The following is a 17,083-nucleotide window of genomic DNA, read 5'->3' on the forward strand; positions in this document are numbered from 1 at the left end:
GGAATAGCTCTATACTACCCCATTATGTTGATTACCAACACAAACCCGCACTTTCAGGTGAATTTTCTTAATCCTTAGTTACTGGAAGGATTTCTTTCATTTTTTAGAATTGGAATTAAAATTTCGTATTAGATAATAATGACCCTGCCTATCACCTTTCAACACTTGCTTTCAAAAATCGCGCGATTACCCGCACTGCTCGTTTTTTTATGGTATTTTGTATTAGAATGACGGAATTAGTCCTAAAGTAAAGACAACGATTACAAACGAGGCTTCGTATCAAGCGAAGCCCATTATTAAAATTACTTTCACTTCCTAATGTCCACTATAGTAAAAAGCACATTAAGCCAAATTCCCAGAAGCGTCTGGATACTCGGCTTCGTCAGCCTGTTCATGGACATCTCCTCTGAAATGATCCATAGCCTGCTACCCCTCTTCATGGTTACAACACTTGGAACCGGGGTATTCATGGTCGGCCTGATTGAAGGATTGGCCGAATCCACGGCCCTCATCATAAAAGTCTTTTCCGGCACCCTAAGCGACTACATGGGAAATCGTAAAAGCCTTACACTTTTTGGCTATGCTCTTGGTGCTCTGACCAAACCGCTCTTTGCGCTGGCTTCCTCTTCCGGTATCGTGCTGGTCGCTCGTTTAATGGATCGCGTTGGCAAGGGTGTGCGCGGTGCGCCGCGTGACGCGCTCATCGCCGATATCGCACCAACAAATGTCCGGGGAGCCGCTTTTGGTCTGCGCCAGTCATTGGACACGGTCGGGGCGTTTATGGGCCCTCTTTTGGCCGTAGGTTTGATGCTCCTTTGGTCCAACAATTTTAGACGAGTATTTTGGGTTGCAGTCGTTCCCGGACTTATGGCAGTTGTATTGTTAGCAGCCGGCGTGCACGAGCCGAGCAACCCTCTGGCAAAAACCCGCAAGAATCCAATTCGCCGGGAGAGCTTGAAGCGTCTAGGTGCATCGTATTGGTGGATTGTTGCTATAGGTGCAGTGTTCACGCTGGCTCGGTTCAGCGAGGCATTCTTGGTTTTGCGTGCTCAGCAGGGCGGAATTCCAATAGCACTGGTGCCTCTTGTCATGGTGGCGATGAACGTGGTCTACGCGGCATCGGCCTATCCATTCGGTAAGCTCTCCGACCGAATCCGTCATTCTCACTTGTTGGCAATGGGCCTCGCCGTTTTGATATCTGCCGATCTGATCCTAACCACGAACGATCACTGGAACGTCATATTGGCAGGGGTTGCACTTTGGGGTGTCCATATGGGCATGACGCAGGGATTACTGGCAACGATGGTAGCTGAGAGGACACCGCCCGACCTGCGCGGGACGGCCTACGGATTTTTCAACTTGATGAGCGGCTTGGCAATGCTTCTGGCAAGCACGGCTGCCGGACTGATATGGGATCGGTTTGGAGCGTCCTACACCTTCTATGCAGGCGCTATTTTTTCTGCGATTGCGCTCGTCGGGTTGGCTTGGTCGATCTATCGCTCTGATCATTAACTAATGACAAATAATTGCCTATTTCATTCACTGATTTTGACGTTTTTCCTGGTGTCCCCTAATTCGGACTGTTAAATTTAAAATCGGGTCTTTTCATTCCCAAAAATGACGGTCAAAGAAGACTAGAAGCAAGACTTTGGAAAAACAAATCGAATCTCTCCCTTAACCTCTGATTCTTTCCCCAAAATCGATTAATTCCGTTTTTAACCTCGAATGAAGTTTAGGGCACCAATCCTGAGGATAACTGGAAGGAGTGTCGTAAGAACCGCTAACTGAAGAATAGGGTTTTTACTTAGAAAATTCAAAGTTTGCCACTACTTTTCCGGTGGACCCTACTTCGATCTCCTTCTCCTGAATTCCTAAAATCGGATGCCAGGCTATAATTTTATACTTTCCGGGAGGAATTCGATCAATGGCATAACTACCAGAAGGCCCTATGATCGCATAGTAGGGATTCTCAATAGGGTAAAAATAGGCATTCATATAATTATGCTGATCCATCTGTAAATGAAGCACACTACCCTTCTTCCGGATTATAGTGGGCTTATTTATAATTTGGCCCTTATTGGGCATAGGAAGTGACCCCACCCCTTTTTTAAGCCACTGACAGTTGGAGTTCCTGGGTGTTTTGGATTAATGTTTCTTTGTTCATCTTTGCAAATGCCTCGGGTGTGAAATCATTCAACGAACTGTGTGGCCGATAGGTGTTGTATTCGATCCGCCACTTCTCAATAATCTCTTTTGCATTCCTTAGATCCAGAAAATAATTCTCATTTAAACATTCATCTCTGAACCTGCCGTTGAATGATTCTATATAAACATTCTCAGTCGGATTTCCTGGCCGAATGACGTCCAGCTTGACCCCGTTACGGTATGCCCATTCGTCCAGCACCTTACTGATAAATTCCGGGCCATTGTCCACCTACAAAATCCATCGCCCAGATCTGATTTGCCCGAACCGCTTCAGGAAGAGGTGTCCGTATTACTGAAGCAAACTTCTTTCTTCTTCGAATACGCAAAGAGAGCTTCTCTGACCGATAAATCCGTTCCGTCCGCTTATGGTTGATTAGAAATCCTTTCCGGCGCAGGACTATGTATAGTCTCCAATGCCCATATCTGCTGAATCGTCCCGCAAGCTCCTTCATCCTCTTGCGAATCGAATCATTGAGCCCATTCTCCCGGGGCATATCGCTAAACACCCTTCTTGAGACCGAAACCAATGAACTGGCCCTTCTCTGTGACAGCCCAAAGCGCTCCATTATCCAACCTGCCGTTTCATGTCTGGCCTTGGGCTTTAGAACTTTTTTGAGAGCACCCCCTTTAACGCCTGAATATCCAGCGTCTGATCGGCAACTATCTGCTTGAGTCTGCAATTTTCATCCTCAAGGCTCTTTAATCTCATGATGTCTGAGACTTCCAAACCGCCATATTTGGCTTTCCAGTTATACAACGTAGCTTCTGAAATACCATTTTGCCGACAGAGATCGCTCGATTTGACTCCCACTTCGGATTATTTGAGAATCGCTATAATCTGATCCGGTGTATGTCTTTTCTTTCCCATGTTAAGCCTACTTGGGGTTGTTTTATCACCCGGAGACTCCACTTTCAAGTAGCCTTGATTTCAGGGGGGACGTCATACCTACTCTTGATACAATTCCACGGAGAGTTCTGTTCTCTTTTCGGGGAGGATCATGATTTCTTTAATTTGGACGGGAAATCTTTCATGCCAGATTTTAATCTTATATTTCCCGGGTGGAATATCAGATATCTTATAATTTCCTTCCTCATTGGTAACAACTGAATAGGGATTATCTGAAACGAACATCCAACTTTGCATGAATTTATGAGCATCACACTTTATACTGACGATCCCCGACTTCGAAAACAACCGGCTAATTTTTCTTCCCCTTGCCGGCATCGCCACGTTTATTAAGGTCTCGTCTTCAATTCGAAAATGCGTGTTATGAAGTACTGGATCTCCATTTGAGATTTCAAACGGGCTTCCGACTATTCCTGTTTGGACATGGGGAACAAAATGGCAATGACGATTTGCAATTACAATAGTAGAAAATACGGGCTTTTTCCCATGAGATATATTTTCAACGCTGACTACAACGTTCTTGATTCCTTTATTCACCGGGTGAACCAAAAATGTCTCCGACTCAACGACTTTCCCGCAAAACTCGGGAGTATTAATTACTCGAAAAACTTCATTCGGGGGGGCATCCCCTTTTATTCTTACAGTGCCAAAAAGCTCTCCACCATGATCGACGGGAATTACCTCATATGCAAAAACAGCTTGGATAAAGACTATTTTCAAAAATAGTATCAGTGCAAAGTTCGTCACAATTATCATTATCTTGAATCGAATACTGTACATCGTCACTTAGATTCCCTTAAAATAAAAGATATATAAATATTAATTTTTACACCTATTCTTCATCTTAATAATTGCTCTAATTACTGCATTAGATGCTTCTGAGTAAGGGCTTGCACCTCCAAGTGCAATTGCTTCGGTCACATTTTGACCGGCGTCGGCTCTTACCACCACCTCAGCAGCCGCTCTATGAAATTTCTTATGTTCAATCTTTAGTACTTCGTATTCGGGAAAACATTCGTGCTTTTTCCCATCTCCGTAAATCCATTTTCCTAAAACGCAAAGATTATCCATCTCTATTTCATCTGATTTTATTGATTTATCTGGATTCTTTAAATAAACCATAAGTTTAAGTTTCCAAATACTATGCGCATTTATGGCGTCATCAAAATTCAATTCGCTCCTTCTGTTTCAAATTATACCTGTATTTTTCAACCTGCACTTATATATAAGTATGCCCTATGTACAATTACCCGTTTCGACCCTGATAGATCACCCATCATATTTACGCCATAGTAAGCTAAATCTTATACCTTTCAATTTCCGATTTTAGAACGTTCACTTGTTGAACCAAAAGTGGCACCAATCGATCAAGGTCTTGCGCTAATTGAACGGTTTCATGTGAGGCACGATCTATTTCTTCCATCGAATCTGAATTGTAATCTGTGTCTTGCTTCCGTTCTTCAATGGGCCTTGAAATCTGCTTGGCTCCATCATCAGCATTCTCGACAACTTCTTTCATTTGTATACTTCCTTTACAATACCCTCGTAACAATTTTTGAACCATTCTAGCTGATTCCTTTATCTCTAACGCGAAATGAAATATTAGTTCACTCTCTTTCTCTTGCTGGCCAGTGGAAGACGAAATGATATGAAACATATTATTTATTTGTTCCAAAGCTAAATTCATTTGTCTGATTTGTACTACCTGTTCAGATCTTGCAATTTCGAATTTTTGAGAATTGACTTGCATCTTGTCTGTATTTTCTACGATTCTTTTCGACCCATTCTCAGATTCGGACGATAATTGAATACCATTTTCAATACTGGCAAAATGAATCTGAGAAGCATAGAATGATTTCGGCACTTTTAGCTGAACCTTACTCGTCAACTCAGAAATTTCATTCGTCGATTCAGCAGTTCGGTCTCCGAGTTTTTTAATTTCATTTATAATATCCCCTGATTCGATTTTCTGATCGCCACCCCTAGATACCGTAATAGCCAAATTCAGTGCCAAAAGTTTGGACTGTTTCGATACTTGCTCAAGAACGATCACAATCTTCCCAATTTGAGCTGAACGTTGCCTCAATTCGTGTAGGACATGGCCCAATAGGTGCACACTATCCTTAATACGTTTTACCCCCTCGAACGTCTTTTCTGCATTAGCACTTCCAATCAATTCGAAGTCACGACTGACAGGTTCTGAAAAAGAATTCAATTTCTTAGCATGTGCTTCAATCCCATTAACGGATGTATTTAATTCGAGTAGAAATCCAGTAGTTTTTCTGGACGATAGGGTAAATTGATCTATTCTATTAACGAGCGCGACTATGGAGTTGGCGGTTTCAGTAATAGTTTGAGAGGTATTATCCGCTTGTTTTAATAGGCGTGCCGAGGCACTGGCAATTTCTTCAGATAAAGATTCCGTCTCCTGAATAGACGAATAGTACTTATAAATGGACTTTATTGAACCTTCAATACACATGGCAATTTCTGAAATCGTTGAATTCATTTGTGCGACGGAAGACCCGCTGAAGTCAATATATGAGGGTTGTCTCCTAGCTCCCTTAGCTGCAAATTGTGATATAGTTTTGATCTGGTCCGATACTGAATTAAGATTTTGGGTTACTCCTTCAATATTCTTAACCATGGACATTAAGTTTTGCGACATTTTAGCAAGCGCCTTGGCAAGAACTCCTATCTCATCCTTTGAATCAATTTTTAAAGTTTTCGTAAAATCACCTTCAGAAAATGTTTTTGCCATCTGCAACAAAATACCGATCGATTTTGTAATGGTTCTAGACATAAAAGTAGAAATATAAATTGACGTCAGGAGACAAATTAGAGAAACTAGGGCAACTAATCCCATGGATTCTACGGGTTTCTTGCCTTTGCCACGAGTTTGACTTTCAATGTCCACCAATAGACGCCTATGCTTTTCTCCTAATTTATTAACCTCTATCTCTAAGTTTCGAATGCTGATTTGGTAATTATTTGTAATTGCCTTAATTTTGGTTTGAAATAGTTTATATTTTCCTTCATCAATAAACTGAAAGTCTCCCTTAAATCCATCGAGATAAATAGAAAAATCGCTTTTTGCTGACAAGAGGATTGTCCTGTCTTCGTCCTCAATAATCAACATTTCAAGTTCTGAAAGTCGTAAGTTAATGTTATCTCGCTCTTTGATCCAACCCCGCTTAAAATCTGCCACCTTTTGTTTATTCTCAATGTTCGAAAATATTTTATTTTCAAAGATTGTTAAACTATGAATTTCAGCAAGAGCCAGTTGTGTGTTTTCCACTATTTTTGCTTCTCGGTAAACCACTTGAAGCAACTGCTGATTCTTTTCCAACATGCTATTGATTCCGTAGTATCCAGAAAACGCTACAAGACTAAGCATTAGGATTATCACTCCAAATGCGAGTGCCAATTTTTTTCTTATAGAGAAAGTTTCAATATTAAACACTATTAACTTAAGTTGAGCGCCGGATATGTTTACGAGTAATCACATTACTGCGCTAGTTCTATCTATCAACTTGTCGGTCCCCTTTCCCTTAAGAAAATTCCTAACTTTCTATCTGCTCTATTGACATGTTTTATAATCCAGTCACTGACGATTTCGGACATCAACATAGCGAATCGGAGAGTAGTTTCTTCCTTTCGAAATACATTTTTTAGATCGGAATAATCTTCCCTAAATTTCGTGTGATGTGCGACATGAGAAAAACGATGCGGATATTGATATTTTTCCATAAGGTCTTTTTCAGCTTCAAAATGGACCGATATGTATTTCTCCAGATGACTCATCACTCCAATGATTTCTTGAGTTTGCCTCCCACGTTGACAAATGTTCAGAAATTGATTCACTTTTTGGAATAGTGCCTCATGTTGATCATCAATTTCTTTTATACCCCATTTCAATTCACTACTGCTTAGGATCTCCACAAATATCCCCCGTTATCAGATGCCCGGTTCACTTCTCTGTGGTGCTAAGAAATAGAGTGATCTCGTTACAAAAGCTCCTTAACAGAAATAAGCATAGTTTATATATTGTTAAGCATATAGTAAAAAACAAATAAGTCTATACCCTAAATAGGTTAGCTCTCATTCGGATATCTTACATTTGTAATTAAATTAGTGTATAATTTTAAATTTAAAGGGAAAGAAAACCTAGCTTAAGAGCGTACACTACAACTTCAAGCTTGCTATGCACTTTGAACTTCTTGAGGATTTTCTGTATATGTTTCCGCGTTGTCTCAGTACTTATTGCTAGCCGGTCCGCAATTTCCTTTGTCACAAGACCTTGTCCCATGAGAAATAAAACCTCATTTTCGCGGTGGGTAAGCGAAGGAATTTCATTTCTCTTATCAGGAGGTGAAATTACGTCGTACTTACTATTAAGAGGGTGAGACATTTTTCGGAATAAGTAAACGATAGTAAGTTTTTTTGTGCTTTTATTCGAAATTAGTAAAACGCTGAAATTAATCAAGATCTTCCGACCTGTGCTGGTAATGACCTCGTTGTCGAAGTTCTCAACTAATAGAGACTGGCTGGTGTTTTTAGAGATATTTCGATGTTTTATGATTAATAGATTTTTTCCTTTATCATGACTGCAGATTATATCCCAGCAATATTTTCCAATTACTTCTTTAGATTGATAGCCGAGAATTTCTTGGGCAGATTCATTCCAAAAGAGTATTTTGCCTTGGGCATTCGTCGCAAACATTCCGTCGGCAGTTTGATAGTTCATGAAAACTGTGTCCTCTTACACAAAAAGAAAATATGGTATATTTATAATCAGAAGTTGAACGAAACCCATTCAAAAGGGTTGTGACTATATTAGAAAATAATTTGTCTGTCAAGGATAATATAAGTAGAGTTTATATATGCCACGATCTCGATATGACACATTAATGGGAACGAGAATAAAAAGGATCAGAAGCCGCCTCAATTTGAATCAGACCGCTTTTGGGCAATTATTTGGTGTCACCCAGGAAGCGGTCTCTCTCTGGGAACGGGGAGGGTGTCCGGACTTAGCAATATTGTTGAAAATTGTCCAATGGGGAAAAACTACTGTGGAATGGCTTGTAACGGGGAAAAATAAAAAGAAAGAAGAAAGTATTTTAATTAAGAAGCGTCCATCAGCGATTGGCACTTTGCTGTCAGGAAATCGTAGAAAATATAGAAATGTCCCACTGCTTTATGATCACGTTTCAAATGGTCCTCCGAGAAAGATTACTGATAATAATGTTGCCGACTATTTTTGGCTGCCTCCACTACTCTTCAGAAAAAATCTGTTTTTGATTCACATGAGAGATAGCAGTATGGAGCCGATTCTACGAAAAGAAGATTTGGTGGCGTTATTCAAATGGTCTGATCCCATCCAAATATTGGAAGGTAATATTGTAGGTGTTTGGCTTCCGCAAGGAGGACTTACAATAAGATGGCTCGCTTCAAATAAGAAACAGTGGATCCTCTATTCGGAAAATCGCTTAGCTCCTCCAATCTTTCTTGAAAAGAAAGACACTTCCCAATTTTTTCGAGTAATCTGGTGGTGGGGAGTACAAACTCAAGATTAGATGCTGGATTTAGTCAAGAATAAGAAAGAATAAGCGTTATCAGAGGGGAATATTATTAAGCCATGGATTAACCGACTCTCCCTACTTTATGCGACAATTAGGCCAATATTTTCAGCAACATTGATTCATGGTCATGGCGATTCTTTTGCCAGGACATGGAACACGCCCGGGGAATTTGTTGAATGTAACTTGGCAAGAATGGGTGAAAGCTGAGACCTATGGGACAAATATTGTAAAGTGTGGGATTGAAAGGCAAGCTTTTTTACGACCTCCGGAGGACGGCTGTTAGGAATATGGTTCGTGCACACATTCCTGAGAAAGTCGCCATGGAACTTTCCGGGCATAAGACCCGCTCAGTATTTGATCGATATCATATCGTTTGCGAGGAAGATTTGATGGAAGCTGCTTCACTCTTGGAAAAGGGATAACGGGTTCCATCACGCAATATTCGTATCAATATAAATTTTACTGAATTCCAAAGATTATCGATGGTGTTTTGAAAATTGGAAGGACTGAAGCTTACTGGAAGTAAAGAAGGAGCGCTTAACAGCAAGAACCGTTTGGGCTAGAACCGCCGGTGGAAATCATATCAATATTTGGACCACAGTCGAAAAGGCCATAATGAACTTGCGTGTCTCCGACGACTTTGAAATGTGGCGCATAGCGAGTGTTCATCAACATTGAAGCCGTATTAGAGCAGACCAGAAGAGGTTGTCCTGTCTTAAATAGATGGTGGTCATCCAGAATAAATGAATGAGGAGAATCCGGAATTGTGCCCAAATAATACGCTACCTGACCGTAATCCTCACACCGGTCCTCAAGTTCAAGCTTAAAAGCACGGATGGTAATGGATTTAAACTCAATCATTCCTGCCTTGCGTTTAATCTCAGGATTTGTCAGCTCAATATTCGTTTTTGTAACTACGCGGATATCAAGACATCCGATCCTGGATAGCAATCTCCGAAAATCCTCAAAATAAAGAGCTCCGCCCAGGCATTCTCCAAGGATTACAGTATCCTCAGATAAATGCGAGGAAATTCTCCGGTCTGAAAACACATCTGAAAAGTAAAGCTCTCCTCCCGGTTTGAGAACTCGGAAAATCTCTGAAAACACTCGCTCTTTATCTGGTGAAAGATTGATAACGCAATTTGAAACCACAACATCGACAGAATCATTCTTAATGCCCAGGCTATTCAGGTCCTCTATGTAACCGTAAATAAATTCAACATTGGGTTTCGAAAAACAAAATCGATCCATATGATATTCGATATGGGATCGTGCCGTATCAAGCTGTTCCTCGGTCATGTCCACACCTAAAACCCGACCTGTAGAGCCGACAAGTTTTGAGAGAATAAAACAGTCCCTGCCTGATCCTGAACCCAGGTCAAGAACTGTTTTTCCTTTAAGTTCCGGAGGCAATGGGGAACCGCAACCATAAAACTTGGCCATCACGTCTGGATGGATATCTTTCAATACGCTTTGAATTTGAGGTGATGGTGACTCTGTGAAACAGCAAGCGCTTGTTTTCAAATCCTGATTTGATTTGAGAACCACCCCATAATAGTTCTTGATACTTTCAAGTGTGATCGATTCTTTTTTCATATTATAACCTTAATGATTATGAGGACTAATATAATGACCAAAAAGGTGTTCCAATTCTTAGAACCCCTAGCACAATGGAGCCTCAAAGGAACAGTAAAGAAATAAGCCTATCATAAGATTCGCAAAACAAAAACAGCAAAAAACAATTCAAACAATTTCATGTTGAAAGGAAGACCTCTTTTGAAGTTTTCCGGATCGAGAAATGCACGTTGAAAACTTCGAAGTTTTGAAAACTGCGGGGACTAAAGCTTCCTGGAAGCAAGGTTTCACGACACCTAAGAACCGAAGTTTTAACTAGGTTGAAATCTGTAAAGTTTACTTATATCCGGCCTCCCCGACATGACCCTTCTCTTGAATTCTCCCTTTCTTCTGCTGTTCATATTCAGGGTATACGACTTCATCAGATTTGAATTCAAAATTGATAGGGGAGACTTTTCCCGAGACAACAGTAACCTTCTGCTCAGCAATTTTCATATGAGTATGCCATGCCGTAACCGAATAGCTCCCGGAGGGAATCTTATCGATCTGGAAACTTCCATCCGATTTGCTTATCGCATAATAAGGGTTTTCCACAACGTAGGCCCAATTCTGCATAAACTCATGCATTCCGCAGATCCATTGGGAGATGTGGAGACCGGGCTCAAAATTTAATTGACCCGACTCCTCGGATTTGATCGGAAGTGGGGAATTAAAAATAATTTTGCCCCGCTCGCTTTGATATACCTGAATATTATGAACCACCGGGTCGTCGTTAATAACCTTGATGGTTTGATGGTTTTTCACAACGGATACAAACGGATGAAAAACACAATCTGTAGAATGAATGATCCCTTCAGGCGTCGGAAATACTTTCCCCTCTTTCACTCCCTTAACGGTTATAACCACGTCTTGAAGACCACCATCTTTAGATACATTAAACTCAGAAAGGAGGCGATTATCATTTCCGTCCGACACTTTTTTGCAGAAAAACTCAAATGGGTAAAGAACCAGATGAAAAACTCGGGGATCAGGCAAAGCCCCTTTCAAAAATACTTTGCCATTTATAGTACCACTCTCTTTAACTTCACTCTCCCTATACTCGTCGGCATATGCGCTGCTTGAAATACCGATCAAACTGACAAAGGTGACGGCTGCAATTCGGAAACAAAACACCTGTTTGATAAAAAGTTTCAACTTAAAAACCATGTTCATACGAAAAATATAAATGTTTTACTATCCAAATACAAGGATTACCCTTTATTATAAGGTTGGATAAAAGGGAGGAGTGTGATCTTGTTGCTTTCTATGGCAATTTATCAAGGAATACTCTTTCACATTAAATAAAAATTTAACTAAACTTTGTTGATACAACGTTACGGTGTTAGTCACCGTGAATCCTCGCCAGAATAAATTGGTCTAAACTTAAAACGATTTTTCCTTTGCGGCTCGACAGAACAAGAGTCTCAAGTCATCCTTTAGGGCGATATCTATTTATCTCATGGGGAGGAACAATGAATAAGATCGTTTTGACATTGCTCATATTATTGACTGGGTGTGCAAATGTAAAAGAGATGAAGGGTCCGAACGGTGAGACAGCGTATCAAGTCAAATGCGGCAATGCAGTAAAAGAAAAGTGCAGTGAGAAAGCGGCTCAACTTTGCCCAAAAGGCTATACGAAGCTGAATCGCAATTCGAATCGGTACGATGATCTATCTAAAGTAGGGAATTTAGGGCTTTTGGAAATAAAAACAGATTCAACAACAACTCTATTAATTACCTGCAATCAATAAAAATAAAGTGGGTGAGGATTACGAAAAGAAAGGTTGGATAGAGAAGAAGACATGGGACCTGTAGAATTCTGGAAGAGATTTTCAAAGTATGAAAAAGCTAAATTCTGACAAAGAAGGTTAGAGCCTCACAATCTTTTCAAGTAACTGAGCCGCAGTGGGCATAGATTCTAGAGAACATGCTCCTCCATTTGTTGATCCGGAAGTTGTTCCAAAAATAACCTGGCTTCCTTTTATAATCGTTGGCGAAGTGTAATTTCTGAGCGGATGACCTTCAGGAAGATTATTTTGGTTTACTTCTTCAAATTGAAACCCTGTCAATTGAAGAGTTCTTCTGGCCAAATCAACATTTGGGCATCCATCGAAAAATATCAATTTTAGGTCAATCATTGGTTTATTCTACTCATTCATTAAATGGGAGAAAAGAAATATGAGATTTACCATTTGAACTCTACGATGGAATAATCCCGTGTCAGGCTGCGAATTTCAGGAAGGATTGAACAAGAAGCCCTTCCATGTATTCTACTTGTCACCATATCCCGGCATTATTTCAACGGGCGTGCCATCAGGTACTGCTCGCCAAATTTCGTCAATTTCCTGATTTGTAACCGCAATACATCCGTCAGTCCAATTGAAGAACGTGTGTAATCGCCCAACAAATCCAAACCCATTTCTCATGCCATGAATCATAATAAGTCCACCGGGTTTATCACCTTTTGCTAATGCAAGTGATGTTTCAGAATTCGATGGATAGGAAATATGAAGAGCCTTGTAAAAGGAACTGGCCTGTTTATGGTAATCAATTGTATAGATGCCTTCCGGCGTCCGTCCGTCACCCTCTTTTCGTTTCGGACCAACTGGATTACGACCTAGAGAAACGTGGTATGAACGCATGAAAGTGTGGTCTTTATAGAGCTCAAGCGTTCGAGATGATTTTGTTATTACCAGGCGGTTTGAGAAACTGCCATCAGGAAGTGGAGAATTAGGCCAATTTGCCCAAATAGGAATTACGGCAAATGTGATAATTGTAATTGTTAATACTATTCTTTTCACAATGTTTTTGGACCGTTATCTTGGGAATTATCCTTATCACTTTCTTGGGAAAACTCGCCACAACTAAATACGTTTCTTTATCCAAGGATCATCTGGCTTCACACGTTCTGCCTCCCAGTCAGCTGGCAGGTCCATTAATTCGACTAGCGTAGCATCTCTCTGAAGGAGATGATTCCTTCCGCACACTTTAGGAATTTCACCCGGATGCTCGTCACCACACAGGAATTGCCAATCACCGTGTGACCTAGAAACGTAAAGTATTGGTCTAGAGTTCTCAAAAACATGTGAACAAATAAATGCGGCCATTTCCATTGCGACCTGCCCCATAGCCCAATATGACTTTTTCCACGTCATGAGAGGAGAAATATTCACTATGCTGTACTCTGGCATAGTGAAGGTATTTTATCTGTTCAAAACGATGATTACCAATTGAAAGTAGCGATAATATGAAATTTGACTCAAGTCATGACTTCTGGAAGTTCTTTGTTTTTAGATTTAGACTCGATAACTGAAAGAGTCCGTCTGCTATTTCTCCTCCGTTATGAACCTATAAGGGCCTGGCTTTCATTTAAAGCCTGGCCCTTATTATTAAATTAGAAAAGGAAAGTCTTACTTTCAGCTCCTGGCAGAATAATCTGTATATCCCTTTTCACCGGGAGTATAGAAAGTAGTGAAATCAGCTGGCAACGGTGCAATCCCTTTTTTCAAAACGGTTATCAGGTTCGGATTGGAGATGAAAGGGCGTCCAAATGCAATCAGATCCCCCCGCTTTTCATTGAGATCGGCTTCAGCCCGTTTGCCATCATAACCTCCTGAGAGGATTAGGGTGTTTCTAAAGGCTTTCCGGATCTTCTCCTTAGTGCTCGGCTTAACCTCTGGAGCCCCCATTGAGCTATGATCAACCAGATGAATATAGACCAACCCCGTCTCCTGAAGTTTTCCTGCCAGTTTTTCAAAAAGGTCTTCCATCTCGGGATCGATCGCCATAGCGTTAAATACTCCATAGGGAGAGAGTCGGATCCCCAAACGGTCTGCACCTATCGCCGAAGCAACACGGGAGGTAACAATCGATGCAAACCGGATACGATTCTCTACGCTGCCACCCCATTTATCTTTCCTCTTATTGGAGGCGGTATTTAAGAACTGATCGATCAGGTAGCCGTTTGCTCCATGTAGCTCCACTCCGTCAAAACCGGCTTCAATCGCAAGCTTACTGGCTTTGACATACTCTTCGAGGGTATTTTCAATATCCGCCTCAGTCATCTCAACAGGAAGCGGAAGAGGCTGCTCACCCTGTTGGTCGGTCCACATCTTTTCGGGAGAAGCTACAGGAGAAGGTGCCAATACTCTCGCTTCTACTGGCAAATTCAACGAATGTGAGATTCTCCCGGTATGCATCAGCTGAACAAATATTCTCGATCCGGCTTGATGAACTTTGTCGGTTACTTTTTTCCATGCATTTTTTTGTTCCTCAGAATAAAGACCGGGAATTCTTGGATATCCCAAACCGTTCGGAGAAGGGGATGTCCCTTCAGTAATGATCAACCCTGCTTCGCCACGCTGGAAATAGTATAAAGCTACCAATTCCCCCGGGATGTTTCCCGTTGAACGATTTCGGGTCATAGGAGACATGACGACCCGATTTTTCAGTTCAAGTTTTCCCAATTTATACGATGAAAATAAAATATCAGACATTTACAAACTCCTGCGTGGTAAATGATTTTTTACATGACCCTATTTAGGCATCATACTATTGAAAGTGGAGTTGTTAAAGGGAAAATTTGTCTTTCCCCATGAATAAGGTGGAACTCCGTAAAGACAAATTTATCTACGAAAAAGGCTGTGGTTCGTCGATGTTGTGGAATATTAGTGAATGGAATTCCAACGGGAAGAAAGAAAGATTTTTTAAATACACTAGAAAATGAAATCAAACAGGCGATGAAAAGAAAATATTTCATTAATTACCGTTTAAAGTCTTGGATGGGAAATCGGAGCTCAGGCCTGCGACTTTCTGGAAGTTGTTACTAACTAACCAGATTACATCCTGGCAAGTGCATTGACATTTTTCCCTGCATACCATTACTCCTATATCAGCACAGCCCGCTAAGAACCAGGACTTAATTGTCCGACCCATTAGATCCTATTAAGTCGTTGGAGTTGTTGTCTTAAACACAATAAAAATAAAAAGTAGAAATGATCCCAAAGTTATCAAGGATCCTGCAATGGCGCCAATTTCCCCCTCCGGGATTCCAGAAAGAACCAGGGCAATACTTGGAGCCAGGATCAACAAACCTAAATTTGCAATCCAAAAATGGATTTTTGCCAAACCCATAGAATCGGCCTTTGGGACTACCTGATAAAACATGGCAAATAGTGCCATTGAAACCCAACCAACCAGATTCAAATGAGCATGCACCGGCATCATCCTATGATTATGACGGGCTGCCATCCCGATACCCAGAAACATTCCTAAAACCACATACATGAGACCAGCCTTCAAGAAATTCCCAGAAATCTTATTCATTTTATTTTCTCTCCTTTGGTTATAATGACGGGTATTGATCTAGCAAACTTTTTATTGATGTAATAAGGTTTAATAGCGCAGACAAGATACGAAGAAAGCCGGCATCAAGTCAATTCTTTTCTGTTTGTTTGGAGTTATAAAAGGGACAGTTTCCTTCAAATGGATAAGGAATGCCGATTGTAATTAAATATCGAACCAGACGGCCCAAGGTTGTTGATTGCTGGAAGTAAGGAATAACCATCACTAGATGAGTCGATGCCCATGGAAATTTATCGGGGAATATTCTCTCACATCCATAAATTATTTAACTAAAGATTGTTGCAATAGGAAGGATTGAGATGGAATAAGTTGGGCACGATCACAAATTGATCACATTTTGAGAGTCTTAAGAAGACGTTAATTATCGTAACTCTTTGAAAAGAAAGAGTGCCCCCGGCGCGAATCGAACGCACGCTCACGGTTTAGGAAACCGTTGCTCTATCCAACTGAGCTACGGGGGCGAAAAACAGGTTTTTATTATAATCAAGGTCAGGCAGAATTAATAGATTTTTCTTGTCACCTACCCCAACAACGTGGTTACTAAAATGATAAGACAGCGACATTGCGGAATCATGTCGCGAGCAAGCTTTGTGGCTCGCTCCAACTGAGCTGCGGGGGCTTGAAAAGAAAGAAGGTTATTATAATTTAGGAGGGATCAAATGAACAGATTTTTTTTCGAGAAATAACTCCCTTAGAGAACTACACATATTTTTCGAAGTGGAGCTGTTTTCTATCAAAACCGATCGATTTGAGTTTTTCCCGTACGGCATCAACCATCGAAGGAAGTCCGCAGAGATAGACCTCTTTGCCTTCCGGCTTTTCGATCCATTTTCCAATTTTATCCTGAACATGTCCGCTCTCCCCTTTCCAATTCAGGGGCCTGCTGACGACAGGGATAAAATGAAAGCGCGGGTGAATTTCTGCCAGATTCCGAAACTCCTTTTCATATAAAATCTCGTTCTCATTCCTGATGCCGAAAAAGAGATAAACCTCTTTTGAAAATCCCTGGTTGAAAATCGATAGGATCATACTACGCAACGGAGCGATCCCGGTTCCTGTCCCCACAAAAAAAAGATCAGAATCAGCCAGATTTCTTATTATAAAAACGCCATCCGGTCCATCAATCGGAACCTGGACTCCTGGTGAATAGGAGAAAAAAGAGTTCGAAACAAATCCCCCTTCGACCCGCTTGATGCATAGTTCCAATAGAGTCGGGTCCATCGGTGGAGAAGCGATCGAGTAAGGCTTTCTGATTTTTTTACCCTCTTTCACCAGATGGACCGAGATGAATTGACCGGCCTTAAATTCCAGTTCTTGACCCGGCGGCATTCTGAGAAAAAAACTCCTGACAGAAGGAGAGAGAATATCTATTCGTTCAAGTGTCGTTGTGTAGATTGTTCTTTCTCGCATG

The 17,083-nt window shown here is 41.0% G+C and carries 15 protein-coding genes, 1 tRNA gene and 2 pseudogenes; 4 read left to right on the top strand and 14 right to left on the bottom strand.

The features are described 5' to 3' along the window. Window positions 1-318 precede the first annotated feature (318 nt). A complete protein-coding gene (locus HY200_02150) occupies window positions 319-1,512 on the top strand; it encodes an MFS transporter (protein MBI3593739.1) in 1,194 nt (397 codons plus the stop codon). A 288-nt stretch (window positions 1,513-1,800) separates the two neighbouring features. Here the strand turns inward: HY200_02150 and HY200_02155 are convergent, their stop codons facing one another. The 7 genes and pseudogenes from HY200_02155 to HY200_02185 form a co-directional block, all read right to left on the bottom strand. Further along, window positions 1,801-2,028, bottom strand: a complete 228-nt coding sequence (locus HY200_02155) for a hypothetical protein (protein MBI3593740.1) — start codon at window positions 2,026-2,028, stop codon at window positions 1,801-1,803. Window positions 2,029-2,107: 79 nt separating this feature from the next. Continuing rightward, window positions 2,108-3,073 (bottom strand): annotated as a pseudogene (locus HY200_02160) (transposase). 78 nt (window positions 3,074-3,151) lie between these two features. Further along, entirely contained in the window at window positions 3,152-3,868 is a 717-nt protein-coding gene (locus tag HY200_02165) for a hypothetical protein (GenBank protein MBI3593741.1), read from the bottom strand. Window positions 3,869-3,931: 63 nt separating this feature from the next. After that, window positions 3,932-4,285, bottom strand: a complete 354-nt coding sequence (locus tag HY200_02170; GenBank protein MBI3593742.1) for a CZB domain-containing protein — start codon at window positions 4,283-4,285, stop codon at window positions 3,932-3,934. Window positions 4,286-4,409: 124 nt separating this feature from the next. Continuing rightward, window positions 4,410-6,575: a methyl-accepting chemotaxis protein gene (locus tag HY200_02175; GenBank protein ID MBI3593743.1), complete on the bottom strand. Its 2,166-nt coding sequence runs from the start codon at window positions 6,573-6,575 to the stop codon at window positions 4,410-4,412. A gap of 65 nt (window positions 6,576-6,640) precedes the next feature. Then, window positions 6,641-7,054, bottom strand: coding sequence for a hemerythrin family protein (locus HY200_02180; GenBank protein MBI3593744.1), 414 nt, complete (start codon window positions 7,052-7,054; stop codon window positions 6,641-6,643). 208 nt (window positions 7,055-7,262) lie between these two features. After that, on the bottom strand, window positions 7,263-7,859 hold the full coding sequence (locus tag HY200_02185) for a PAS domain-containing protein (GenBank protein ID MBI3593745.1): 597 nt from the start codon (window positions 7,857-7,859) through the stop codon (window positions 7,263-7,265). A gap of 202 nt (window positions 7,860-8,061) precedes the next feature. On the opposite strand from HY200_02185, the gene HY200_02190 reads away from it, so the two are divergent. Further along, window positions 8,062-8,688: a hypothetical protein gene (locus HY200_02190; protein ID MBI3593746.1), complete on the top strand. Its 627-nt coding sequence runs from the start codon at window positions 8,062-8,064 to the stop codon at window positions 8,686-8,688. Between the two features lie 242 nt (window positions 8,689-8,930). After that, window positions 8,931-9,095 (top strand): annotated as a pseudogene (locus HY200_02195) (site-specific integrase). 136 nt (window positions 9,096-9,231) lie between these two features. Here HY200_02195 and HY200_02200 read toward each other — a convergent pair. Further along, window positions 9,232-10,290, bottom strand: a complete 1,059-nt coding sequence (locus tag HY200_02200; protein MBI3593747.1) for a methyltransferase domain-containing protein — start codon at window positions 10,288-10,290, stop codon at window positions 9,232-9,234. Window positions 10,291-10,605: 315 nt separating this feature from the next. After that, on the bottom strand, window positions 10,606-11,463 hold the full coding sequence (locus HY200_02205; GenBank protein MBI3593748.1) for a hypothetical protein: 858 nt from the start codon (window positions 11,461-11,463) through the stop codon (window positions 10,606-10,608). A 317-nt stretch (window positions 11,464-11,780) separates the two neighbouring features. On the opposite strand from HY200_02205, the gene HY200_02210 reads away from it, so the two are divergent. Further along, window positions 11,781-12,059: a hypothetical protein gene (locus HY200_02210; protein MBI3593749.1), complete on the top strand. Its 279-nt coding sequence runs from the start codon at window positions 11,781-11,783 to the stop codon at window positions 12,057-12,059. 519 nt (window positions 12,060-12,578) lie between these two features. Here the strand turns inward: HY200_02210 and HY200_02215 are convergent. The 5 genes from HY200_02215 to HY200_02235 form a co-directional block, all read right to left on the bottom strand. After that, window positions 12,579-13,109 (bottom strand): L,D-transpeptidase family protein, encoded by a 531-nt coding sequence (locus HY200_02215; GenBank protein MBI3593750.1) that lies wholly within the window; start codon window positions 13,107-13,109, stop codon window positions 12,579-12,581. A 615-nt stretch (window positions 13,110-13,724) separates the two neighbouring features. Further along, window positions 13,725-14,804, bottom strand: a complete 1,080-nt coding sequence (locus tag HY200_02220) for an alkene reductase (protein MBI3593751.1) — start codon at window positions 14,802-14,804, stop codon at window positions 13,725-13,727. 448 nt (window positions 14,805-15,252) lie between these two features. Further along, window positions 15,253-15,633: a hypothetical protein gene (locus tag HY200_02225; GenBank protein ID MBI3593752.1), complete on the bottom strand. Its 381-nt coding sequence runs from the start codon at window positions 15,631-15,633 to the stop codon at window positions 15,253-15,255. 427 nt (window positions 15,634-16,060) lie between these two features. Beyond that, window positions 16,061-16,133: transfer RNA gene (locus HY200_02230), tRNA-Arg, on the bottom strand. 238 nt (window positions 16,134-16,371) lie between these two features. Next, window positions 16,372-17,082, bottom strand: a complete 711-nt coding sequence (locus HY200_02235; GenBank protein ID MBI3593753.1) for a hypothetical protein — start codon at window positions 17,080-17,082, stop codon at window positions 16,372-16,374. Window position 17,083: the final 1 nt, after the last annotated feature.

The sequence above is a fragment of the Nitrospirota bacterium genome, assembly GCA_016194305.1.
Classification (GTDB): Bacteria; Nitrospirota; Nitrospiria; order JACQBW01; family JACQBW01; genus JACQBW01.

Bases quoted from the DNA above. Each gene is read 5' to 3' on its own strand.
- HY200_02150 (MBI3593739.1), top strand. From the start codon at position 319: ATGTCCACTATAGTAAAAAGCACATTAAGCCAAATTCCCAGAAGCGTC.
- HY200_02165 (MBI3593741.1), bottom strand. From the start codon at position 3,868: ATGATAATTGTGACGAACTTTGCACTGATACTATTTTTGAAAATAGTC.
- HY200_02185 (MBI3593745.1), bottom strand. From the start codon at position 7,859: ATGAACTATCAAACTGCCGACGGAATGTTTGCGACGAATGCCCAAGGC.
- HY200_02200 (MBI3593747.1), bottom strand. From the start codon at position 10,290: ATGAAAAAAGAATCGATCACACTTGAAAGTATCAAGAACTATTATGGG.
- HY200_02210 (MBI3593749.1), top strand. From the start codon at position 11,781: ATGAATAAGATCGTTTTGACATTGCTCATATTATTGACTGGGTGTGCA.
- HY200_02220 (MBI3593751.1), bottom strand. From the start codon at position 14,804: ATGTCTGATATTTTATTTTCATCGTATAAATTGGGAAAACTTGAACTG.
- HY200_02225 (MBI3593752.1), bottom strand. From the start codon at position 15,633: ATGAATAAGATTTCTGGGAATTTCTTGAAGGCTGGTCTCATGTATGTG.
- HY200_02235 (MBI3593753.1), bottom strand. From the start codon at position 17,082: ATGCGAGAAAGAACAATCTACACAACGACACTTGAACGAATAGATATT.